At 43.0% G+C, this 23,015-nt stretch carries 17 protein-coding genes; 10 read left to right on the top strand and 7 right to left on the bottom strand.

Annotation, left to right across the window (positions count from 1 at the left end; all coding sequences use genetic code 11):
* Positions 1 to 205: 205 nt before the first annotated feature.
* Complete coding sequence (ppsA, locus tag MUCPA_RS01685) at positions 206 to 2,665, bottom strand: phosphoenolpyruvate synthase (protein ID WP_008504085.1); 2,460 nt, start codon at positions 2,663 to 2,665, stop codon at positions 206 to 208.
* Positions 2,666 to 2,808: 143 nt separating this feature from the next.
* Between ppsA and MUCPA_RS01680 the strand changes: the two genes are divergently transcribed.
* Positions 2,809 to 3,684 carry an AraC family transcriptional regulator gene (locus tag MUCPA_RS01680; protein ID WP_008504084.1) on the top strand — a complete coding sequence of 292 codons (876 nt, stop codon included), beginning with the start codon at positions 2,809 to 2,811 and terminating at the stop codon, positions 3,682 to 3,684.
* Between the two features lie 86 nt (positions 3,685 to 3,770).
* On the opposite strand, the gene MUCPA_RS01675 is transcribed toward MUCPA_RS01680, so the two are convergent.
* Positions 3,771 to 5,387: a S8 family peptidase gene (locus MUCPA_RS01675; protein ID WP_008504083.1), complete on the bottom strand. Its 1,617-nt coding sequence runs from the start codon at positions 5,385 to 5,387 to the stop codon at positions 3,771 to 3,773.
* 111 nt (positions 5,388 to 5,498) lie between these two features.
* A complete protein-coding gene (locus tag MUCPA_RS01670) occupies positions 5,499 to 6,275 on the bottom strand; it encodes a GDSL-type esterase/lipase family protein (RefSeq protein ID WP_008504082.1) in 777 nt (258 codons plus the stop codon).
* Positions 6,276 to 6,598: 323 nt separating this feature from the next.
* On the opposite strand from MUCPA_RS01670, the gene MUCPA_RS01665 reads away from it, so the two are divergent.
* Positions 6,599 to 7,336, top strand: a complete 738-nt coding sequence (locus MUCPA_RS01665; RefSeq protein ID WP_008504081.1) for a hypothetical protein — start codon at positions 6,599 to 6,601, stop codon at positions 7,334 to 7,336.
* On the opposite strand, the gene MUCPA_RS01660 is transcribed toward MUCPA_RS01665, so the two are convergent.
* Together MUCPA_RS01660 and MUCPA_RS01655 are read right to left on the bottom strand one after the other, a co-directional pair.
* Positions 7,333 to 9,810 carry a PAS domain-containing hybrid sensor histidine kinase/response regulator gene (locus tag MUCPA_RS01660; protein ID WP_050982003.1) on the bottom strand — a complete coding sequence of 826 codons (2,478 nt, stop codon included), beginning with the start codon at positions 9,808 to 9,810 and terminating at the stop codon, positions 7,333 to 7,335. The genes MUCPA_RS01665 and MUCPA_RS01660 overlap by 4 nt on opposite strands.
* A complete protein-coding gene (locus MUCPA_RS01655) occupies positions 9,803 to 10,618 on the bottom strand; it encodes an alpha/beta fold hydrolase (RefSeq protein ID WP_008504079.1) in 816 nt (271 codons plus the stop codon). The genes MUCPA_RS01660 and MUCPA_RS01655 overlap by 8 nt, the downstream gene beginning before the upstream one ends.
* Before the next feature lie 190 nt (positions 10,619 to 10,808).
* Here MUCPA_RS01655 and MUCPA_RS01650 point away from each other — a divergent pair, with 190 nt between their 5' ends.
* The 7 genes from MUCPA_RS01650 (at position 10,809) to MUCPA_RS01620 (ending at position 19,665) form a co-directional block, all read left to right on the top strand.
* Positions 10,809 to 12,437 (top strand): acyl-CoA carboxylase subunit beta, encoded by a 1,629-nt coding sequence (locus tag MUCPA_RS01650; protein WP_008504078.1) that lies wholly within the window; start codon positions 10,809 to 10,811, stop codon positions 12,435 to 12,437.
* 908 nt (positions 12,438 to 13,345) lie between these two features.
* Positions 13,346 to 13,756 (top strand): DUF3592 domain-containing protein, encoded by a 411-nt coding sequence (locus MUCPA_RS01645; RefSeq protein ID WP_008504077.1) that lies wholly within the window; start codon positions 13,346 to 13,348, stop codon positions 13,754 to 13,756.
* Positions 13,757 to 13,796: 40 nt separating this feature from the next.
* Positions 13,797 to 14,189, top strand: coding sequence for a DUF3592 domain-containing protein (locus tag MUCPA_RS01640; RefSeq protein ID WP_008504076.1), 393 nt, complete (start codon positions 13,797 to 13,799; stop codon positions 14,187 to 14,189).
* Positions 14,190 to 14,418: 229 nt separating this feature from the next.
* The gene (gene trxB / locus MUCPA_RS01635; RefSeq protein WP_008504075.1) at positions 14,419 to 15,375 is read left to right on the top strand and encodes a thioredoxin-disulfide reductase; all 957 of its coding nucleotides are present in this window, start codon (positions 14,419 to 14,421) and stop codon (positions 15,373 to 15,375) included.
* A gap of 222 nt (positions 15,376 to 15,597) precedes the next feature.
* Entirely contained in the window at positions 15,598 to 17,889 is a 2,292-nt protein-coding gene (locus MUCPA_RS01630; RefSeq protein ID WP_008504074.1) for a family 20 glycosylhydrolase, read from the top strand.
* Positions 17,890 to 17,911: 22 nt separating this feature from the next.
* Complete coding sequence (locus tag MUCPA_RS01625) at positions 17,912 to 18,697, top strand: hypothetical protein (protein ID WP_008504073.1); 786 nt, start codon at positions 17,912 to 17,914, stop codon at positions 18,695 to 18,697.
* A gap of 350 nt (positions 18,698 to 19,047) precedes the next feature.
* Entirely contained in the window at positions 19,048 to 19,665 is a 618-nt protein-coding gene (locus MUCPA_RS01620) for a hypothetical protein (protein ID WP_008504072.1), read from the top strand.
* A gap of 111 nt (positions 19,666 to 19,776) precedes the next feature.
* On the opposite strand, the gene MUCPA_RS01615 is transcribed toward MUCPA_RS01620, so the two are convergent.
* On the bottom strand, positions 19,777 to 20,625 hold the full coding sequence (locus tag MUCPA_RS01615; RefSeq protein ID WP_008504071.1) for a hypothetical protein: 849 nt from the start codon (positions 20,623 to 20,625) through the stop codon (positions 19,777 to 19,779).
* 232 nt (positions 20,626 to 20,857) lie between these two features.
* Between MUCPA_RS01615 and MUCPA_RS01610 the strand changes: the two genes are divergently transcribed.
* Positions 20,858 to 22,261, top strand: a complete 1,404-nt coding sequence (locus MUCPA_RS01610) for an aminopeptidase P family protein (protein WP_008504070.1) — start codon at positions 20,858 to 20,860, stop codon at positions 22,259 to 22,261.
* Between the two features lie 195 nt (positions 22,262 to 22,456).
* On the opposite strand, the gene MUCPA_RS01605 is transcribed toward MUCPA_RS01610, so the two are convergent.
* The gene (locus MUCPA_RS01605) at positions 22,457 to 22,705 is read right to left on the bottom strand and encodes a hypothetical protein (RefSeq protein WP_008504069.1); all 249 of its coding nucleotides are present in this window, start codon (positions 22,703 to 22,705) and stop codon (positions 22,457 to 22,459) included.
* Between the last annotated feature and the right edge of the window lie 310 nt (positions 22,706 to 23,015).

The raw sequence follows: 23,015 nt of genomic DNA, 5'->3' as shown, positions 1-23,015 counted from the left end.
CCGCTTTTTCCTGTGGGTAGATAAGATCACGAAGTTCCAAACGTCACCGCTATTTTCCCGGCTGGCCGGACTCGTTACTTATAACGAAATGCTTGCTATCAATATCTTAAGTTATCCTACACGCAATACAAACCAAAGGCATAAAGTCCCCTGAAGGGAACTTTTGTTTTTAAAGTTTTCCCTTCAGGGGACGGTTGATTGGACTTTATACCGCTTCCCGCATCATCAATACTTCTTCATCTTTCAGCTTTTCTTCAATCTGATGAATCGCGTTTACGGTTTTAAAGAATGAATCCGGTGTAACCGAGATGGAATCGATCCCTTGTTCTACCAAAAACTGGGCGAAGTCCGGGAAGTCCGAAGGGCCCTGGCCGCAGATGCCTACCTTAACCCCGGCTTTTTTAGCGGAGTTGATCAGCATCGTGATCATGGTTTTCACTGCCTCGTTCCTTTCATCATAGATGTGCGCCACTAAGGCCGAATCCCTGTCAAGGCCCAGCACCAGTTGTGTGAGATCGTTGGAGCCGATAGAGAAACCGTCGATGTGTTTGGCAAATTCATCGGCCAGGATAACGTTGGATGGCAGCTCGGCCATCAGGTAAACTTCCAATCCGTCTTCACCTCTGCGCAGGCCATACTCGTTCATGGATTCATATACCTGCAACAACTCTTTTGGGGTGCGGCAAAAAGGGATCATTACCACTACATTTTTTAAGCCCATCTTTTCGCGTACCAGCTTAATAGCTTTGCATTCCAAGCCAAAGGCCTCTTTGTATTTGGCGGAATAGTACCTGGATGCACCCCTCCAGCCAATCATCGGGTTTTCTTCAGTCGGCTCGAAATATTTGCCGCCTAACAGGTTGAAGTATTCGTTACTCTTAAAGTCTGAGAAACGTACAATTACTTTGTTAGGGTGGAAAGCGGCTGCTATCCGGGCTATGCCGCAGGCCAGTTTCTGTACAAAAAAATCCTCACCGCTTTTAAAACCGCGGGTTATCTCTTCAATTTCGGCGGTTAGCTTCGCATCACCCAATTGCTGATGCTGCATCAGGGCCAGTGGGTGTACCTTAATGTAATTGTTGATGATAAACTCCTCCCTGGCTAAGCCAACTCCTTTATTGGGAAAGTGCGAAAAATTGAAAGCCATGCCCGGCGAAGCTACATTGAGCATCACGGGTGTCGCGGTTTCGGGCAGTTCGTCCAGGTTGTATAGGATCTCTTTAAAGGCTATAGTTCCATCATAGATTAATCCGGCATCGCCCTCGGCGCACGATGCGGTGATCAGTTGCCCCTGTTTTAATACCTCGGTGGCATTGCCGCAGCCAACTATAGCCGGTACGCCCAATTCGCGGGCAACAATAGCCGCGTGACAGGTTCGGCCGCCTTTGTTGGTAATAATGGCCGATGCCATTTTCATAATCGGTTCCCAATCGGGGTCGGTCATGTCGGTAACCAACACATCACCCTTTTTAAAGTCGATATGGCTTATTTCGTCCTTACCCTGGGCTACCAGGATATTAACGTTGCCGCCGGCTATTTTATCGCCTACGGCAATGCCTTTTAATATCAGTTTATCCGCCCGGGTATTATCGGTAATGGCGTATTCGGTAATGGTATTATGGCGTTTACGGGAGTGGATGGTTTCGGGGCGCGCCTGTACAATAAATAATTCGCCCGATTGGCCATCAACAGCCCACTCTATATCCATGGGGCACCAGCGATTTTTGATGCCGGAGTAATATTTTTCAATGATCACTACCCAGCGGGCCAGTTGAAGCACCTGTGTATCGGTAATGCAAAAACTATTAAACTCGCTGTTGCTGGTTTGGATGATTTTTACCCGCTCATCTGCGGTATCGCCATAAATCATCTTTTTATCCTTGCTGCCTAATTTACGCTCAATAATAGCATCATACCCTTGTTTAAGGGTAGGCTTAAAAATGATGAATTCATCCGGCGATACCGCTCCTTGAACAATCATCTCGCCCAGCCCATAAGATCCGTTTATAACTATCACATCCTTAAAACCACTTTCGGTATCCAGTGAAAATGCAACGCCAGAAGCTGCCAGGTCAGACCGTACCATCTTTTGAACGCAAACTGATAAGCCGATATCAAAATGATCGTAGTTAAAGCTTTCGCGGTAACTGATGGCCCTATCTGTAAATAGCGAGGCAAAGCAATTGCGTACCGCTATCAATAAGGCATCGGCTCCGCTCACATTCAGAAACGTTTCCTGTTGTCCCGCGAAGGAGGCATCGGGCAAATCCTCCGCCGTGGCTGATGAACGTACCGCTACATCTACGTTGGTTTGTTTGTAAAGTGCCGAAAGGGCGGCGTATGCTTCCGTAATCTGACTGGTTAATAAATCAGGAAAAGTTCCGGCGGCTATCATGCGCCTTATCTTTAAACCGCAATGGCGCAGGGCATCAATATCGTTCAGGTTGGTAGCTTTTACAATAGCTCTGATTTTTTCCTGTAAATTATTGTGTGTGATATATGCCTCGTAAGCATCTACTGTAATCACATATCCACCCGGAATGCGTACATCCAGTTGAGCCAAATTCTGGATCATCTCGCCAAGGGAGGCGTTTTTACCACCTACGCTGTCAATGTCGTTAATGCCGACTTCGCTTAAATTCAGGATAAATTCATTCTTCTTCATAAAGCTTAAATATTTATTGTTTAGTTGAACAATACAAAAGTGTAGCATAAAGCAGCGGTCGCTTATATGTTTTTTAACTGATTTTGATACTATCTTAACTTATACATTGATAAATTGCCAGTAAATAAGTTATCTTAGTATTTATGATCGCTCAATTGTATAAAGTGGCTGCCATGCCTGGCTATTCGTTCAATGCCGGGCATGATATTGTGCCGTACTTTTATAATCAATGGCATTACCATCCTGAGATTGAGCTGATCCATATTGTAAGGGGTACGGGCAGCCGCTTTATTGGTGATAGTGTGGATAGCTTTAAGGATGACGACCTGATTTTGATTGGAGCCAACCTGCCACACCTTTTTCGTAATGATGAAGTTTATTATAAAGGCGACTCTGGGTTGCTGGCGGAATCGTTTACTATCCATTTTTTACCCGATATTTTTGGGCAAACATTTTTAAGCCTGCCCGAAAATAAGCCTATCAGCGTATTGCTTGATAAAGCAGCTTATGGCATCAGTATTCACGGCGAAACTAAGGCCAGGGTAAAAACAATGATGCAGACTATCAACTTTGCGCCCAAAAGCGAGCGTATCATCTTGCTGATGCAACTGCTCAACGTGATAGCTTATGCTGATGATAATATGCCCATTGCTCACTTTAATTCCAGCCATACCGTAAACCGGTCGGATGAGAGCCGGTTGAATAAAGTGTACCAGTATACGCTCAATAATTTTGCGAGGGAAATTACACTGGCCGAAATAGCTGCCATTGTATACATGGTGCCGCACTCTTTTTGCCGCTATTTTAAATCGAGAACCAATAAAAGATATTCGCAGTTTATATTGGAGGTGCGGGTGAGCATGGCGTGTAAGTTATTATCAGAAACCGACCAAAGCATTGCCGTGGTTTGTTACGAAAGCGGGTTTAAAAACTTCTCTAATTTTAACCGGCACTTTAAGGCCATCGCAGGTAAATCGCCTTTGGAGTACCGCAAGAGCTACCGGGAGATGAACAAATAATTGGTTTAATAAAAAGGCCCAAACATTACCGGGAATGCTTGGGCCTTTGCTGTGATATCAAAAACTTTGCTTAAAGGCTACCTGGCTTATTTGGTTGCCGCAGCCAGTTTTAACGCATTATAAGCATTAACTATACCACCGGTTACGCATAAGTCGGAGAAGGGAACTTTGGTTTCGTTTTGCCCATCCCGGATCACCACATTGTGGTTTACTTTTACTACCGATTTTAAGATGATATCCTTTACCTGGGCTGCAGTTAAGCGGGGGTAATAGGAGCGGATAAGCGCTGCCAAACCTGCTACAACGGGTGATGCCATACTGGTACCATCATAAACTGAATAAGTTGAGTTTGGTGTGGTTGAATTGATCCGCACGCCGGGAGCAAAAACATCAACCCTGGTTTTTCCGTAATTGGAGAAAGATGCTTTCAAGCTTTCATCATCCTTGTAGCCGGATGCGCCAACCTCAATCCAGTTGGTTGCTGCTCCGCTTTTATCTTCGTAGGTTTTGTTAGGATAGTTGTGGTTGCTTTCCAGTTCTAAATTTTTGTTATCATTACCCGCCGCGTGGATCAGCAATACATCTTTGCTGATGGCGTATTTAACAGCATCGTCAACAACTTTCTTATCCCATGAAAATGGTTTGCCAAAACTCATGTTGATTACCTTGGCACCATTATCCGCTGCATAGCGGATAGCGTTGGCCACATCCTTATCGCGTTCATCACCGTTTGGTACGGTACGTACAGACATGATGAGTACATGGTTTGCAACACCTTTAATACCCAGGTTATTATCGCGCATGGCGCCAATGATGCCCGATACATGGCTGCCGTGGCTGGCGTCGGGACCGTCAACATCGGCGTTGCCATAATTGTGCTCGTTATCGTTGTTCTGGTCGTCGCCAACAAGGTTGGGGCGCGGGTTAAAGTCGAGGTTCAGGTGGTAGTTAATCGTTTCGGTATAATGAGAGATTCCTTTTTCCAATTCATCTTTAACAAATTTGTCATAATCAGGATTCTCCTTCAATACATTGATCATTACATTTTTAATCCGGCCCTGGCGTGCATCTGCAGGCTCATAGCTCTGGAAATAATCTAATGCAGGTTTGTCTTTAGGCATATTTTTAGTCATCTCATCCAGCACCGCCTTAAAACCGCTGATGCTTTTTAATCCGTCCTGAGCTTCTGCCAGTAGTTGGTTACGCTCGGTTACGGCGCTTTGGTATTGCTTGTAATCAGCAAGGTCGGCCGCGCTAACTGCCGATTCCGAAGTTATATTTTGAAACTTTGGCTGAAATTTGCGAATGATGCGCGTGGCTTCCATGTTTTCAAACTCGATGCTTCCCTTGTCAGATCCTAAAAAGTTCCAGCCATGGATATCATCAATGTAGCCATTTTTGTCATCGTCCACTTTATTGCCCGCTTTTTCGCGTTTATTGGTCCATATCACACCCTTTAAATCTTCGTGGTTAATATCAACACCGCCATCAATTACGGCTACCACAACGGTTTTTGCTTTTTTGCCTTTCAATAATTCGGTATAAGCTTTTTCTGTGCTGATACCGAAGGTGGTATCGGTTGTAAGGTCGAGGTTTTGCCAATTGGGTTTGGGCGTACCGTCTGTTTGGGCATACGTAAAAGCGGAGGTAATACTTAAAGCTAAGGCTATGGCGCAGCTTCTAAATAAACTGGTTTTAATCATGTTCAAAATAAATAATGGAGTATGGTTAAAAATAAAAGTTTAAATATGCTGATTTTAATATTCACCAACATAATAAATTGAAATTGTTTGTAAAATATTACATGAAGCCCGTTAATTTAAAGCTCTTGCGATAGCTTTGCCCCACATATTGCCCAGTGCTATAGCCCCTTTGGGGTTAGGGTGGAGGTAAAAAGTTCCATGAGGGCCTTTTTCATCGCCCAGGTCGGTAAGATAGTTTTTTTCGAAATATTTAAAACCGGCTTTGTCGCCCCTTAAAACATGTTTGGGATGCGTGCTTTTATATTCCCTTATCAGGGCGTCAATTTCGGCAAAGTAGCTTTGTAACCTGGCTAAGCCTTCCTGCATATAGGTTGAGTGCCCATTGGCCGTATTGGTGCTGTACCATATGGGGCGGTTAATGATGATTTTGCATTCAGGATATCGCGCCAGCAAACTATCGGCAATAGTTTTGAGGTTTGCTTTGTAATTTTGGGGCGATACCGGTGCGCCGTTTGGTCCGCTGATGGCGCTATCGTTGGTGCCCAGCATAATACTGAAAACCAGCGTGGCTTCTTTATCATTATAAAAAGCATTTGCGGCGGCAATTACCTTTGCGTAGGCTTTGTGGGTAGCGGGCAAAAAATCAACAGTGGTATATCCGCTGACACCTTGATTGCTAAACTGGATATTGCCGAAGCCGGGTTGCTTTTGTAAATAGCCGGTTGCAAAAACAGGAGGGGCTTGTATGGTGAAATCCTTTAAGCGGGCACCATGAGTAATGCTATCGCCAATAAAAACAATATTGAGGTTTTGTTTCTGCGGTACTACAAATGAGCATAGCGCAATTGTTAAAAGCAACAATGCTGTTATTGATTTTTTGTTTAACATGTTGAACGGAGTTAATAAAATTAGATCTACAATTTTAACAAAAATATGCCCATAACTACAATCGGCATTGTAGCAGGTATTCGGGTAAAAACTAAGTGAGGTTTTGTTTGGAGGTAATAAATTAGTTACAATAGGTTTTAATAGGGTTTGTTTGGTTCTGTTTATCAGTCTGTTGTGTTGCTTTTGGATGCGGTGTGGTTTGGCCGATAGGCAAGTATTAATTATCTTCGTTATCAAAGCAACAGGTAAGGGCCTGTTTATTTGATGAAATAGTATTTCGCTTCCGGGGCTGAACTTTTTATCTGTTAGAAATATAAATCTTCATGAGATTTGTTTTTGATGGTTTTGCGGAATTACTTTTCACCGGTAATTTAAAAGCGCTATTTTTCATTGAACTACAAAAATTAAACGTGCATAATGCCATTTTGGAGCATTGGCATTTAGCATATAGAATGAACGTAAAGGAATTTATTGAAAGCGGGATTTTGGAAGAATACTGCCTTGGCGGACTCAAGGCCGAGGAACAGGCCTTTGTGATCCAGATGTCTATGCTTTATCCGGAAGTGAAAGATGAGCTGACGCGCGTTGAGCTTTTTATGGAGCAAATGGCTATTCAAAACGCGGTTGAAGTTGAAAATGACGATTTGAAGGGCAGGATAATGAGTTCCCTGGAATTTAAAGAGGATAAGCAGTATGATTTGAATAACCTGCCGGAAATAAACCAGGAATCCGATCACCGTACATGGCTGAATACGGTAAGGCACCTGATACCTAATGAGCCTGCCGGTGATATGATATTTAAGTTATTGCGCCAGGACAAAAGGATTAACCAGACACTGGTTATAACAAAAATAGATGTACCGGAGGAAACGCATACCGATATATTGGAGAGCTTTTTGATATTAATAGGCAGGTGTAAATGTACAATTGGCAACGATGCTTTTGAAGCAGGGGCGGGTGTTTGGGTAGAAATACCTTTATACATAGAGCACGATGTTAAAGTGCTTACACCTTATGTGGTAGCTGTTTTACAACATAAATTAATTTATGTGCCTAACTAAGGCAAGGTCTCCAGGTAAGGAAACCACTGGTCTATTTTTTCTTTCAGGTCGTGTATTTTAAAAGGTTTACTGATGTAATCGTCCATACCTTCACTCATCGCCCTTTCTTTATCGCCTGTTAAGGCATTGGCTGTCATGGCAATAATTACCGGTCGCATACTGGCCGACTCATACTTTTTCCTTACCAGTCTTGTTGCCTCGTAGCCATCCATTTCGGGCATCTGCACATCCATCAATATTAAGTCGTAATTTTTTTGTTCAACGGCATGTAATACTTCAAGTCCGTTAAAAACTAAATCGCTTAGCAGGCCGAGTTTTTCAAGAGCGCGGCGAACTAATTTTTGGTTGATGTCGTTATCTTCGGCTATTAAAATATTAATGGCCGAAGATTTAGTATAAACTCCCGTGTTCAACTTGTTCACCAGCGGTGAAAGTTTATTGTTTTTGTCTAAAACAGATAATATTGTTTTCTTGATATGCTCATACTTTACCGGTTTGTTTAGTATAGCCGCAAATAATTGATGATCAAGAGTATTGTGCATGGTAATATAACCTGCAGAGCTAAACAAAATCAGTGGTATATTCTGACCCGGAAAGGTGCTTTTAATAAGGCGGGCAACATCGATGCCGTCTTTTTCGGGCATAAACATATCAATGATGGCCAGGTCAAAATGCTCATTACGCATGGCTTGGAATGCCTGTTCGTGGTGATTAAATATGCTGGCATCCATCTCCCAGTACTCAAATTGCTTTTTAAGTATTTTAAGATTGGTGAGGTTATCGTCAAGTATCAGTGCTTTTTTGCCTTTTAATACCGCGTCTTCTCCTGGAGCTCTTTTCTGGAACTGCTTGAGCTGTGCGCTTGCTTCAACTTTGATGGTGAAGATAAAACAAGAGCCTTCTCCGTACTTGCTTTCGGCGCGGATGCTCCCCTGCATAGCTTCTACTAAACGCTGGCTAATGGCCAGGCCCAATCCAGTTCCGCCGTGCTTACGTGTGGTTGAGGAATCCACCTGCGAAAAGCTTTGAAATAAGCGGTGGAATTTGTCTTGAGGTATGCCTATACCGCTATCCTTAACGCTGAATTGAAGTGTGTAAATACTACCAGCCTTTTCCAGCAGTTCTATGCTGATCAATATTTCCCCTTTTTCTGTAAACTTGATACCGTTTGATACCAGGTTTACCAGGATTTGCCTGAGGCGGGTTACATCGCCAATAATTTCTGATGGTACATCGGCATCTATCAGGTATAGCAGATCAAGGCCCTTCTCGTCGGCTTTAACGGTAAGCAGGTCGTAGGTTTCTTCGATAACTGATGTTAACGAGAATGGCTGTGTTTCCAATTCCATTTTACCCGATTCGATTTTCGAAAAATCCAGGATATCATTGATTAGCGATAGTAAAGTTTCGCCGCTGATACGGATCGTTTCCACATAATCCTGCTGCTCATCCGTAAGCGAGGTGCTTATCAATAAACTGGTCATCCCGATAACTCCGTTCATCGGCGTGCGGATCTCGTGGCTCATGTTAGCTAAAAAAGCCGACTTAGCCTGATTTTGCTCATCTGCTATTTTTCTTTTTTCGTCAAGCTCAATATTCAGTTCGCTTAATTGGCTGTTTGTGATATGCAAGGAAGTAATATCGGTAAAGGCCCACAATCTGCCGCGGATATTTTCAGACACTACAGGCGTGCAGGAAACGCTCAGCACCAGTGAAACCGGATCGCCAAAAATCCATCTCCAGTCGAGCAGGCTTTGGTTAGGCGAGCTGAACAGTTTCATCCCTTCGCGTTGAATTTCTTCCTGGTTAATGGCGGCGCTACGTAACCTGGTCATCGCCATAGATATAGCAAGCGGTTCGTTTTTATCGTTATTTACACCTAAAATTTGAGATGCCTGTTTATTAACCCAGGCCCCTTTACCACTATCGTCAACAAAAACAATCCCTTGCGGGGTGGTTTCCATAATGGCGTTAAAGCGGGTACTGAGTTCTTCAATATCGTACTGGGTTTGCATCAGGCATATTACATCCCTTAAAGCTACCCAGGCATGGTTTAAAAATTCGGCTATTAAATCGTCAACCTCAAAGGCTGCACTCCAATAAAGTATCAGGGCACCTTTAAAATGCGCTTCGTTTAATGGTAAAAATACATATTGGCCACTAAATTGGTTGCCAAACTCCTCAGCTTGTTTTACAGCTATCCGGTTTTCTGATACCAGCGAGCCAATTAAATAGGCATCGTAAATAGCAGGGGGCACGGCCGTAGGATACTCCGCCAATACGCGGGATGTGATATCATCTTCCAACTGGATTAAAGCCGAGGTATGTGCATGCGCATGTTTCTGGATCAGCCGGGGTGTTTGCTTAAACAACTTTACCCTGTCTTTCTCCTCCTTAACCACGTACATCGCAGTCAGCAGATCAAGGGATTCCCTTAACCAATTGATTTGATTCCCGGCCTTCAATTTATTCAATTAAAAAATGTTGGATAGCGTTGACTATTTCTTGCGAAGCGCTGATATGTGGAAAATGGCCACTGGCATTCACAATAATCAGTTTGCTGTTGCTAATATGTCGGTGCAGGTACTCGGCCACCTGCAATGGTACGGCAATGTCTTCTTTTGTTTGGATCAGGAGTGTCTCTTTATCCAGTTTTTGCAACTTTTCCCTGCAATCCGATTGGAAAATTACACGAGCCACTGCCAATGCAATATCCGGCCTGATGGCTGATAAGGTGTCGGCAAAACTTTGAGCCAGCTCCGGGCGATCGGGGTTAGCCATCGCCATGGAAGAAAAACCGCTTACCCAGGCAAAGTAATTGGTATCCATGGCCCGGTATAAATCGTCAAGGTCTTTTTGCTCAAACCCGCCGGTATAACCGGGATCATTACGATAGCAGGGAGAGGCGCCGATTAATATCATTTTTTTGAAAAATTGTGGCGACCCGATGGTCGTAAGCACGGCTATCATAGCGCTTACGGAGTGGGCTACAATTATTGCGTTGCTGATGTTTAATCGTTCGCAAATGTTAGTCAGGTCATCAGCATAGCTTTGCAGGCTATTATATTTGTTTGGGCTGTAAGCTTCGGGTAATGCTTTACCGGCGCCAACGTTATCATACAGGATTATTCGGTGATCATTTTTAAAAGCTTCAATCACGGGCAACCAGGCAGTTTGGTCGGTGCCGAAGCCATGGGCGAAGATTAATGTTGATGTCGAGTTTAAATTACCCGTAATATTTACATTGTTTTTTCTAATCGGATCGGAGTGTGTCAGTAGCATCGGTAAGTAATTTAACAAATAAAGGGCAATAAATTTATCAATATACGACTATAATTATTAAAAAGATGTAAATAATGAAATACTTAAGGCATTTGTGATTGAAAAGCCGTGCAAATACGCAGGATAAATTGGGGTTGTAGTAACTCAATAATTTTACGCAATTTTATATTTTATCCTACTGACCCCAATTATGAACCTGGAATTTAACAAGAACGAAGATATTAATAAGCAATTGGTTTATGAACTTAAAACCAAACTCAAAAAAATATTCCAGGGTGGTGGCGAAAAAGCCGCTGCCAAACAAAAGGAAAAAGGCAAAATGCTGGCGCGTGAGCGGGTTAGCTATTTAATTGATAAAGATAAACCCTGGCTTGAAGTTGGCGCGTTTACCGCCGATGGCATGTATGCCGAGCATGGTGGCTGCCCGTCGGGCGGTGTAGTATGCGGTATTGGTTACGTTAGCGGCAGGGCATGTGTTGTTGTGGCTAATGATGCTACCGTGAAGGCCGGGGCCTGGTTCCCCATTACGGCAAAAAAAAATCTTCGCGCGCAAGAAATTGCGATGGAAAACCGTTTGCCTATTATTTACTTGGTTGATTCAGCCGGCGTATACCTGCCTTTGCAGGACGAGATCTTTCCGGATAAAGAACACTTTGGGCGCATTTTCCGCAATAATGCCTGGATGAGCAGTCATGGCATTATCCAGATAGCCGCCATTATGGGTTCGTGCGTGGCAGGGGGGGCTTATCTGCCCATTATGAGCGACGAGGCCATGATTGTAGATGGCACAGGTTCGGTTTTCCTGGCGGGATCATACCTGGTTAAATCTGCCATAGGCGAGGAGGTGGATAACGAAACTTTAGGCGGCGCTACCACGCACTGCGAAATATCGGGCGTTACCGATTATAAGCATCCTAATGACCAGGCTTGCCTGGATTCTATCCGTAAGATCATGAGCATGACAGGCGATACGCCCAAAGCGGGTTTTGACCGCATCAAACCCTCGGCGCCTTTATTGGATGAACAAGATATCTATGGTATTTTGCCCGAAAACCGCGATAAGCCTTACGATATGTTAGAGGTAATTAAAAGGCTGGTTGATCAATCTGAGTTTGAAGAATACAAGGCCTTGTACGGTCGGTCCATTATTTGCGGGCTGGCCCGTGTGGATGGCTGGGCGGTTGGTATTGTAGCTAACCAGCGTACCATATTGAAATCAAAAAAAGGGGAGATGCAGTTTGGCGGCGTGATCTACTCCGACTCGGCAGATAAAGCTACCCGGTTCATCATGAATTGTAACCAGAAGAAAATTCCATTAGTGTTTTTACAGGATGTTACCGGCTTTATGGTAGGCAGCCGCTCGGAACAAGGCGGTATTATTAAGGATGGTGCTAAAATGGTAAACGCTGTAGCCAATTCGGTAGTGCCGAAAATTACCGTTGTAGTGGGTAACTCTTACGGAGCAGGTAATTATGCCATGTGTGGTAAGGCTTATGATCCGCGATTGATCTACGCCTGGCCATCGGCCAAAATAGCGGTGATGGGCGGTTCGCAGGCGGCAAAAACTTTAGTGCAAATGCAGGCATCATCCATGAAAGCCAAAGGCGAAGTGGTTACCCAGGAACAGGAAGACGAATTGCTTAAAGAAACAACAGATCGTTATAACTCCCAAACCACCCCTTATTATGCCGCCGCCCGCCTTTGGGTTGACGGGGTGATTGATCCGCTTGATACCCGTAAAGTAATATCTATGGGTATAGAAGCTGCTAACCACGCACCTATTGAAAGGGTTTTTAATGTGGGGGTGATACAGACCTGAGGAATGAAGCTCGGTATGGTCCGCTACAAGTGGCGTTCCTTTGTTATTTCATACCACAGAAAGAAGGTTTAATATTTATAATGACGTTTTTTAAGTTGTTGATTATTAGTGTATTTTGTTTTTTCGAAAATCAGTATTCTTAATTTAGGGCCGGATCCTTACTCAGTATAACACGTCCTTTTTTTGTGCGCGCAAGCGGTCATCCTGATACTTCGTCAGGCTCAGTAGTCGAAGGACGTGTGGCATGGCCTTGCACGATGTGTTTTTTAATGCGGCTTATGATTTGGATTATATAAGTTGTTGATTGTCAATAGGTATATTGTTGCTCTAATATGCTGTATTCTTAATTTAGAGCATCGGCCCGCTCAAACGCCGCGGGAAGGGCTTTGTTCGTTATTCACTGGTGTTTGTTTTTGGTGTGAATGATTGCTATCGCAATTTTGTCTTGACACAAAAAGAACCAAAAACCGACCGTAGGGAGCTCATGAACACCTTAAAAAAACAAACAACGGGTGAATAAAGTCAAGACTGCCCGATCCTTCCGCCCACAGGCCAACACCTGGCCCGGCGTGCAGTCTGGCCTTTGCGCACATTTTCTATCTGTGGTTGGTAATCTGTAAGGTGCAAACGTCATCCCTGTTTTCTTCCGGTTGGCCGGTTTTGAAATTTTTGCAATTACGCTTGGTGGATATTTTTGTTTGATAATCAGTAATTTAATGGTTTTTAGCAAAGCTAACTTACTTCCGCTTGGATGTTTCAACGAGAAATTCGACCTCCCATTTAATACTTTATTACTGATAAAGTAACCGGGTGGAATTGACGAAATATAACTAAATTTAAGCCGTATTTAAAAGCGGTATTGCGGGTTATAGTGGAGGTTCGATACCGGCGTTAAATCAAAACCTAAGATGGAATCGATTGAAACAGTACTGGTGTTATTTGCTATCGGCTTTGGTGTTTTGCTGATAGGGATCCTGAAGCGTAATGAACGCAGAAGCCTGCTCCGCTCAGGAATCCGGGCCGAGGGGGTAATTGTCCAGGTGATTAATAATGGGTATAGCCGTAGCACCATTTACTACCCGGTAGTGAGGTTTTTAACTGCCGACGACGACTGGGTAACCGAAACCTACGGCGTTGGCGGAAATAAATGGAGTTATAAAGAGGGTGAAGCTGTAAAGGTGATCTATGATCCGCTTAACCCAGGGCGATTTTTAGTGGATGATGTGCGATCTAAACCCACAAGCCCCATGTTTATAAGCGTGGGCACGGTATTGATATTGGTTTCGATAGGATTGTTGATTTTGGGTTTAAGAGGTTAAAAATGCACAGGGTTTTTAGAAATGCCTGTCGTAATTTAAAATGCCATTGCAAACGGTAATAGTATTGTTAATAGCCGGAATAGGCCTTGTTTGCTCGGGACTGTTGCATCACCGCGATAGGAAACGTTTATTCAGGAAGGGAAGAAAGGTTACAGGTGTTATTCTTCAAATTAATGATAAAGGTGACGATTGTTACGAAGCTGAAATTAGCTTTGAGACGGCTGATTGTCAAAAAAAACTGATAAGGTATAATTTAACGGATTTGCATAATTATACTGTTGGCCAATTGCTTAACGTTGTTTACGATCCTGGAAATCCTGAAAGAACGCTGGTTGATGAAGGGGCTTATAAGCCAAATGGTTCTGGCTCATTTTACGCAGGCCTTGTGTTGATTATGATTTCGTTTATCGTGTTGATGACGGTTTTGCGTTAACAGGTCAAATCAATAACCGCGCGGCAACTACCTTGTTCTTCATCCCGTTACCTCTATTCTTGCCTCTCGCTTCTTATATCCTGCCGCCTGTCTCTCGCCCACAATTTGCTTCCTGCTTCTCGCTTCTTGCCTCCTGCTTTCTCCTCCATAAACAATGGCATTTTACTGACCATCAGCTATTGAATCAATGCGGCAAAAAAACTAAATTTGCACAACAATATAGAATAGAATGTCTCAAGAACAAGAACACGTTAAATGCCTTATCATTGGCTCAGGCCCTGCCGGTTATACTGCTGCAATTTATGCGGCCCGTGCCGATCTTAAACCCGTTTTGTACACCGGTATGCTGGCTGGTGGCCAGTTAACACAAACTACCGAAGTGGAAAATTTTCCGGGTTATCCCGACGGCATTACAGGGCCCGAAATGATGGAGCAATTCCGTTTACAGGCCGAGCGTTTTGGTACCGATATCCGTTTTGGGTATGTAAGTTCTGTTGATTTTTCAGCGCTGCCACATAAAGTTGTGGTTGACGAGAATAAAACTATTTTGGCCGATACCGTAATTATTTCTACTGGTGCATCTGCTAAATGGCTGGGTTTGGATTCCGAACAAAAATACAATGGCTTCGGTGTCTCTGCATGTGCCGTTTGCGATGGTTTCTTTTTCCGTGGGCAAGATGTGGCTATTGTTGGCGCAGGCGATACCGCTGCCGAAGAGGCTACCTACCTGGCTAAGCTTTGCCGCAAAGTATATATGCTGGTTAGGCGCGATGAGTTCCGTGCCTCAAAAGCCATGGTTCACCGCGTAATGCATACACCCAACATCGAAATTATTTACAATGTTGAAACTCAGGAAATTGTTGGCGACGGGCAAAATGTAACCGGTGTAAGGGTACTGAATAACGTAACACAGGAAGAACGGACATTAGATGTGACTGGCTTTTTTGTAGCCATAGGCCACCATCCTAATACTGATATATTTAAGGGGCAGATCCATATGGATGCCACCGGGTATATCATCACCCATCCCGATTCAACTCAAACCAATATAGAAGGTGTTTTTGCCTGCGGCGATGCCCAGGACCATATTTTCCGCCAGGCTATCACCGCTGCCGGAACTGGATGTATGGCAGCACTTGAGGCCGAGCGCTACCTGGCCGGTAAAGAGCACATGATCATCGTATAATTGTTTCTTTTCATCCGTTTTTCGGATGATCTGCAGTTGATATAATATTGTGGCAGAAGCATTGATGCTTCTGCCACTTTTTTTGCTATTTCAACTTTTTAATTGTTAAGCATTTTACCAAATTTGCATTTGTGTGACACTTTTGGCAATATTTTATAAACTAATAGCCCTTTTTGTTTATAAAATCTGCTATCTTCACGTTTTTGCTCTTAATTGGTTACAATGATTAAATATTTTCTACTGCTCATTTTCACTACAAGCACTGTTATTGCCACCGCTCAGGATGCTAATCCTAATTTGAACATCATACCTGCCCCGGTATCCATCAAAAAAGCTACCGGTACGTTTTCGTTAAGTATGGAAACGGCGATTCAGGCCGATACCCCATCCAATAAAGCGGTTACTTTTTTGGCTTCATACCTCACCAATAACTGGGGTTACCATAAAATCAGCACTATAGATAACAGTGTTAATACAAACGTAGTTAAGCTAACTTCGGTTGGTGCCGAAAACCTTCCCGAGGGGGGCTATCATTTAAGCATCACGCCCGATCATATTACTATCGCCGGTAAAGGCGCAGGGCTTTTTTACGGGATACAAACGCTTATCCAATTAATGCCAACCGAGAGGGCAGGAGTAGCCAAATTGCCCTGTGTAGAGATTGACGATTACCCACGCTTAGGCTACCGTGGCCTGCACCTGGATGTATCCAGGCACTTCTTTTCCATCGATTTTGTAAAAAAGTATATCGACCTGATGGCCGCTTACAAACTCAATAATTTTCACTGGCATTTAACTGATGACCAGGGATGGCGTATCGAGATCAAAAAATATCCGCGCTTAACCCAGGTTGGCAGTCAGCGAAGCCGGACGATGATAGGCAATTACCATGATCATTTTCCGCTGCAATATGATAATACGCCCTACGGCGGATTTTATACCCAGGACCAGATTCGGGAGGTGGTTAAATATGCTGCCGACAGATATATCAACGTAGTACCCGAAATTGATATGCCAGGTCACTCGGAAGCAGCCGTTGCCGCTTACCCGGAATTAAGCTGCGAGCCCACCCGTACCTACAAAGTAGGAGAGACCTGGGGCGGTTTCCCTGATATTTATTGCCCGACTGAGTATACTTTTACGTTTTTAGAAAACGTGCTCACCGAGGTGATGGCTTTATTTCCGAGCAAACTGATTCACGTTGGTGGCGACGAGGTTGCCAAAGATGCGTGGCGGAAATCTAAATTTTGCCAAAAGCTGATCAAAAAATTGAAGTTGAAAAACGAAGAGGGGCTGCAAAGCTATTTTATCCAACGGATAGAAAAATTTGTAAACAGCAAAGGGCGCACCATTATCGGCTGGGACGAGATATTACAGGGCGGCCTGGCACCTAATGCTACGGTGATGAGCTGGACGGGCGAATCTGGCGGTATTACCGCTGCGCAGCAACACCATAACGTGATTATGACGCCCGGTAACTATTTGTATTTTGACCACGCCCAAGGCAAATCAAACCTGGAGCCTTTAAGCATCGGCGGTTACCTTTCGCTCCAAAAAACTTACAATTATAACCCGGTACCGGTAGTGTTGGATCCTTCAGATCAAAAATACATCATCGGTGTACAGGCTAATATATGGACGGAATATATTGCCACAGAGTATAAGTTAGAATATATGTTGCTGCCGCGCTTATTTGCCCTGGCAGAAATTGCATGGACACCTTTGGCCAACAAAAACTACATCGACTTTGCCGAAACACGGGTGCCTGTCCATTTGGCAAAAATAGATGCTGCCGGGCTAAATTACCGCGTAGCCACCGCTAGCGGAGTGGTTGACACCATCATGACGGGGAATACCTTCAGATTTGAACTGAAGAGCCCTGTGGCCGGTGCCAAAATATACTATACCATTGACGGTTATACCCCGCGCGAAACCGACCTTGAATATAAAACGCCGTTGAACATCCTGGTTCCCGATAGCGCCAGCCGCGAATTAAAAACCATTGTGATAGCGCCTTCCGGCAAGCGTAGCGCCGTTACGCATACCATCATGAATAATATGCCCCCCTTGCCTGCGGTTAATTTTACGGGTACTGCTGCCGGTTTTAAATATAAAGTGTTCGCAGGGAAATTTACCGGTGTAGATCAGTTAGATGATGCCCGTTTGGTTGATACAGGTATCATCAAAAATTTTGGCACTTCTGCTTTCCGGAAAAATAACCGGTACTTCGGCGTAATATATAATGGATATATACGTATAGATAATGAAGGTAAATATCTGTTTTCAACAATCTCTGCCGATGGTTCAACCGTGCTGATTGATGATGACCTGGTTGTTGATAACGATGGTAAACACAGCACATTTGAGCATGGCGGAGAAGTTTTGTTGCAAAAGGGGTTCCATAAAATAACGGTTAAATACTTTTTTGCCGGTGCCGCAAATACCCTGCGTGTATATATGGCAATGCCCGGTAGACCTAAAACAGATTTGCCACCTGATATTATTTTTAACTAACAGAAATGTTTATATTTAAAATATGTTTCGCATCCCCTGTTATATTGCTATTGCGTTTTGCTGCCTTGGCTTGTTAGCCTCGTGTACGCAACAATCCGAAACCAAGGCACCAGTTACGCCCGCTGAACCAACCACGGCTAAGCATACACTAATGGAGCCCTTTCATTACCATAAGCTGATAGAAAGTTCGCCGGGCAAGTACTTTGATATTTTGAGTTGGGGCAGAGGGAAGGATTCTACCGGCGCCTATATGATTCTCCGGTCGGATTCTACCGGCAAGCAATACAGCGCTACCAACGGCGACCTGGAAGGTGCCATTATTGATGTTTATAATACGGACATGAACATGGATGGCTATCCTGAAATATTGATAGAAGCCAAGGCCAAGGATACCACTAACCATATCAATATTTATGCTTATGAGTTTAGAGGAACCAAAGGCCAAAAGATCGACTTCCCGAAGCTCACCAGCAAAACAAAAAAAGGATACCGTGGTGATGATCGCCTTTATATTAAAGAGGGTAACCTGATCCGCGAATTTCCGGTTTACGAAGGCAACGGCAAAGATGCCAAGCCTACCGGCCAGAAAAAGATATTACAGTACGGCTTAAGGGATAATAATTTTACCGTAAAAGACATCAGCCCGGTAGATAGCGCCGCGGCAGCTAAACCTGCAGTAAAAGAGGTGGTTAAAAAGGAAGCCGCTCCGCTATCCGATAAACCCAAAGTATCGGAGAAAAAATCGACTAAGAAAAAGAAACATACCGAAGAGAAGCATAAGAAGAAAAAGAGAAGGCATAGGGAGTAGGAGAGCCGTTGGGTTTGAATGAATAGCATCACCTATTTTAAGAAATTGACCAATACCGGTTTTGCTTTGGCGGTATATCTGTCAGGCATAAGCTGCCATCAATCTACTTCTTATCTGATGGATCCCAGAAATACGGCCTAAGAATACTGTCGTTGTATAAAAAAAACGTATCTCCCAGAATATAAGACCGCACGGGTAATTTGTAATGATCAAATGATTCGGAAATATATATTGTATAAGTTGAGTTTGATTGATATGAGTTGATTCAGCGCTTTCTGCATATATTTCGGCATGAATGAATATCTAAGCGAATAGAATTTATTACTTTGCCGCTAAAATGTCTGATAAAAATGGATGTACAAACGGGTTCAACAACGTTAAAAGAAAATACCGATGTCTGGATATTGAAATACTGCCCTCTATTTACTGCTGATCCTGTTTTTCTATTATGGTACACAGATACCGATAAGGAAAGTACAGATATGTTGTTGACGTATAAAACCGGTAAGATATTTGCCACCAATTCGTTAAATGGTCTTAAAAATACTATAGTTCAAAATATAAATAGCATCCACGAGTTTGAAAACCTTCATCATTGGCTAAACGACTTTGGCAATCAAGTTACCGGTAAGATTACTATCTACGACATTCATAAAATTTATAACGCTATTAAAGTTAAAAATTTTGAGGATGAGATTCTTGAAGGATTGACGGATTTTATTAATTTGTTTGGCGATTATGTTCATCAGAGCGATACCAATAAACATTTAAAAACCTTAGCAGATAATAAATTTATAAGAAAAGCTTGGGATTACTATTACGAAATGGTTTTTTGGCCACGTTTTAATGATAAAGATCGATTTGAAGCTTGGGAAAGACCTCCTTTTAAAGTGAACGTTACAAAATTATTACTCGGACTTGAAGAATTGATAAGATGCTTTGAGGAACATATGGTTATTGTAAAATAACCTATATCAACAGACCGGTCCCAGTTAAACACTGGCGCACGCCTGTTGCGTATGTTCCATCTGACACATCAAGTGAATAAGATTTAATTACTTGCTAATGTATAGATATGGCTAATTGTTTTTATACATTTCCGAATAGGGTACATTTTTTAAAATTAACGTATTTGGCGGCAATTCAAATAATAATGGGTTCTGCTTTTTTGTATCGATTTCGGTAATCTGGCCCCTCATTACCCCTGTGATTTTATTGGGCTCTTTTGCATCACCCTTAACTTCCATATCAATACTGATGACAGGAAATGGAAATTTATTATTTAAAAGACCGTTTAAAGGAGAGATAAAATTAAGATCCTTTTTAAAATAAATAAATTGATGCCATCCGGATTGGCTGGAATGTAAATAATTGGCTTTTATGCATTTAATTCCGCAAACAATTACAGGCTGCGCGTGAGCAGTATCAATTAATATTTGAGCTGTACTTGTACTTGCCATAGCCATCAACCGGTAAAAGAAATCCTGGGTGTATGTTTGAACTGAATCTTCTGAAATACATGATTTTCCGTTTTTTAAGAAAAAAGTAGATATGGTTTTTTTGTCCCAATCAATCACATATGAGGGAATTACCATATGGGCAGATAAACTTGTAGTGATACTAATGTTGGAATCACTTTTATTTAAAGGTTTGGTATTAGCTGATTTTGTTATCTCAATTCCATCGCTTGCATCTCTTCGCAAAACCTTATGATGAAAAATAAAGTAATGAAACTTCATAAAGGCCCTGTTTGTAGTATCCATTCTGGCAGTATCCGCAGCAGGTACATAAAACATACTGATTTTAACACTTCCCTCACCTAAATCACTGCCTTTTTGTGCCATTACACTACCATGAATAAAAAAGAAAAGAATAAAGTACAAATAGCGGGAGAGGTTCTTTATTGAAGGCTGATATCTAATTGACATATATATCGTGTAATATTATTCGATATTAAGTAATTAATACTTGTGCAATAGGTCGTAAATTATCTTACTATAGTAATATACTATCTAATTTATAGCACTGGCGCAAACGAGTGCCGTGTATCGCTGCGTAATAAGCTTGTTTTCTCAATCCCAGCCCTACATTTTTAATAACTTGCTTTTTTAGCCATCGTCTCTCATAAACCAATACCTCAATAGTTACTATATTTGCGGCATGGAGCTTCATCTTTTTGACAAACAGGTTTACACCAATCGCAGAGCTATATTAAAGAACGCTGTCGGTATCGACGGCATCATCTTGTTGCTGGGCAACGAAGACAGCAGCATGAACTATAAAGACAACTGTTACCCCTTTAGGCAAGACAGCAGCTTCCTCTATTACTTCGGATTAAATGTACCTACGCTGGCGGCCCTTATTGATACAGAAACCGGTGAAGAGGTAATTTTCGGCAATGAGTTAACTATCGATGACATTGTTTGGACAGGTACCCTACCATCTGTAAGTGAAATGGCAGAGCAGGTTGGCATTAATAAAACAAAGCCCTACGGCCAGGTTGTCGACTATGTAAATAAAGCCGTTGCATCTGGTAGGCGCGTCCATATCTTGCCTCCTTATCGGCCTGAAAACAAAATCAAATTGGCGTCATGGCTTAACATTAGCTTGAACGACGTAGCGGGGCAAGTATCGCTCAAATTAGTTAAGGCTGTTATTGCCCAAAGGCTGATTAAATCGGAGCTGGAAATAGCCGAGCTCGAAAAGGCAGTTTCTATCAGCGTTGATATGCAATTAGCCGTTATTAAAAACACGGTGCCTGGCATTAAAGAATATCAATTGGTGGCTAAAGCACATGAGGTTGCCATTGCCCATAATGCGCATTTAGGTTACCCTGCCATTATTACCACGCATGGCCAAACCTTACATACCCATTATTACGGCAACACTTTACAAGAAGGCCGTATGGTGCTCTGCGATATAGGTGCCGAAAATAATATGTATTACGGCGGCGATCTTACCCGCACCTTCCCGGTGGGGCGTAGTTTTACCAGCAGGCAAAAAGAATTATATGAAATAGTGCTTGCCTCCATGGATCATGCCATCAGCATGCTTAAACCGGGAGTTAGATATAGAGATATTCACCTGGCCGCATGTGAAAAACTGGCCGAAGGCCTGGTGCAGGTAAACCTGATGAAGGGCGACCCGGCAGAAATAGTTGCCGCTGGCGCGCATACGATGTTTTTTCAATGCGGCTTAGGCCATATGCTGGGTATGGATACACATGATATGGAAGATCTGGGTGAGCAATACGTGGGTTATACCGATACCTTACTCAAAGAAACATCAACATTCGGGCTTAAATCGCTTCGCCTGGGCCGTGAGCTGGAAAGCGGTTATGTTGTTACCGTTGAGCCAGGTATTTACATCATCCCCGAACTAATAGACCGCTGGCAGGCCGAGAAAAAATACCTGGATTTTATTAACTATGATGAGTTAAATACCTATCGCGATTTTGGTGGTATCCGCATCGAGGATAATTTTTTGATTACCGATAACGGCAGCCATTTGTTGGGTAAGTATCTGCCTAAAACACTGAAAGAGATTGAAGCGTTGAAAGGTTAAGGATATAAAGCTAAGCGCGATACCTTTTACCATTTCGCTTATAATGGTGTCTATTTAAGTTGTTGATTGTTAGTGCTTTATACATATACATCATATCATCCCGACGCGAGGAGGGATCTTTTGCGCGCGATAAGTATGCAGCATATCGGGGCGCTGATTGTGACTCACTTATTTTGCGTTAATAATCAGTAACTCTTAATTTAAAGCATCGGCCCGCTCAGTCGCCGCGTGAAGGGCTGTTACGTTATTCCCTTGTGTTTGTTTTTTGGTGTGAATGATTGCTAACGCAATTTGTCTTGAAACAAAAGTAACCAATACCGACCGTAGGGAGCTCATGAACACCTTAAAAAAAACAAACAACAGGTGAATAACGTCAAGACTGCCCGACCCTTCCTCCCACAGGCCAGCTCCCGGCCCGGCGTGCAGTCGGGCTTTTGCGCACATTTCCTATCTTGATAATCTATAGTCCAAACGTCATTCTTGTTTTTTTCCGGTTGGCCAGATCTGTTACTTAACATGACGAATTTTTTTGCGCGAAAGCGGTCATCCTGAGCCTGTCGAAGGACGTGCGGCATGGCCCTCTGTAGGAGGTTTTTTGATTCGGCTTATTATTTCTATTGCTTAAGTTGTTGATTATGATCGGTTTTGTTTTTTATCCCGAAAATCAGTATTCTTAATTTAGAACATCGGCTCGCTCAGTTGCCGCGGGAAGGGCCCCGACTGCCCGGTCCTTTCGCCCGCAAGGCCAAACCCG

The organism is Mucilaginibacter paludis DSM 18603, assembly GCF_000166195.2.
GTDB classification, from domain to species: Bacteria; Bacteroidota; Bacteroidia; order Sphingobacteriales; family Sphingobacteriaceae; genus Mucilaginibacter; species Mucilaginibacter paludis.
The sequence above is the reverse complement of the archived record's forward strand: the minus strand, read 5'-3'. Positions and strand labels throughout refer to the sequence as shown.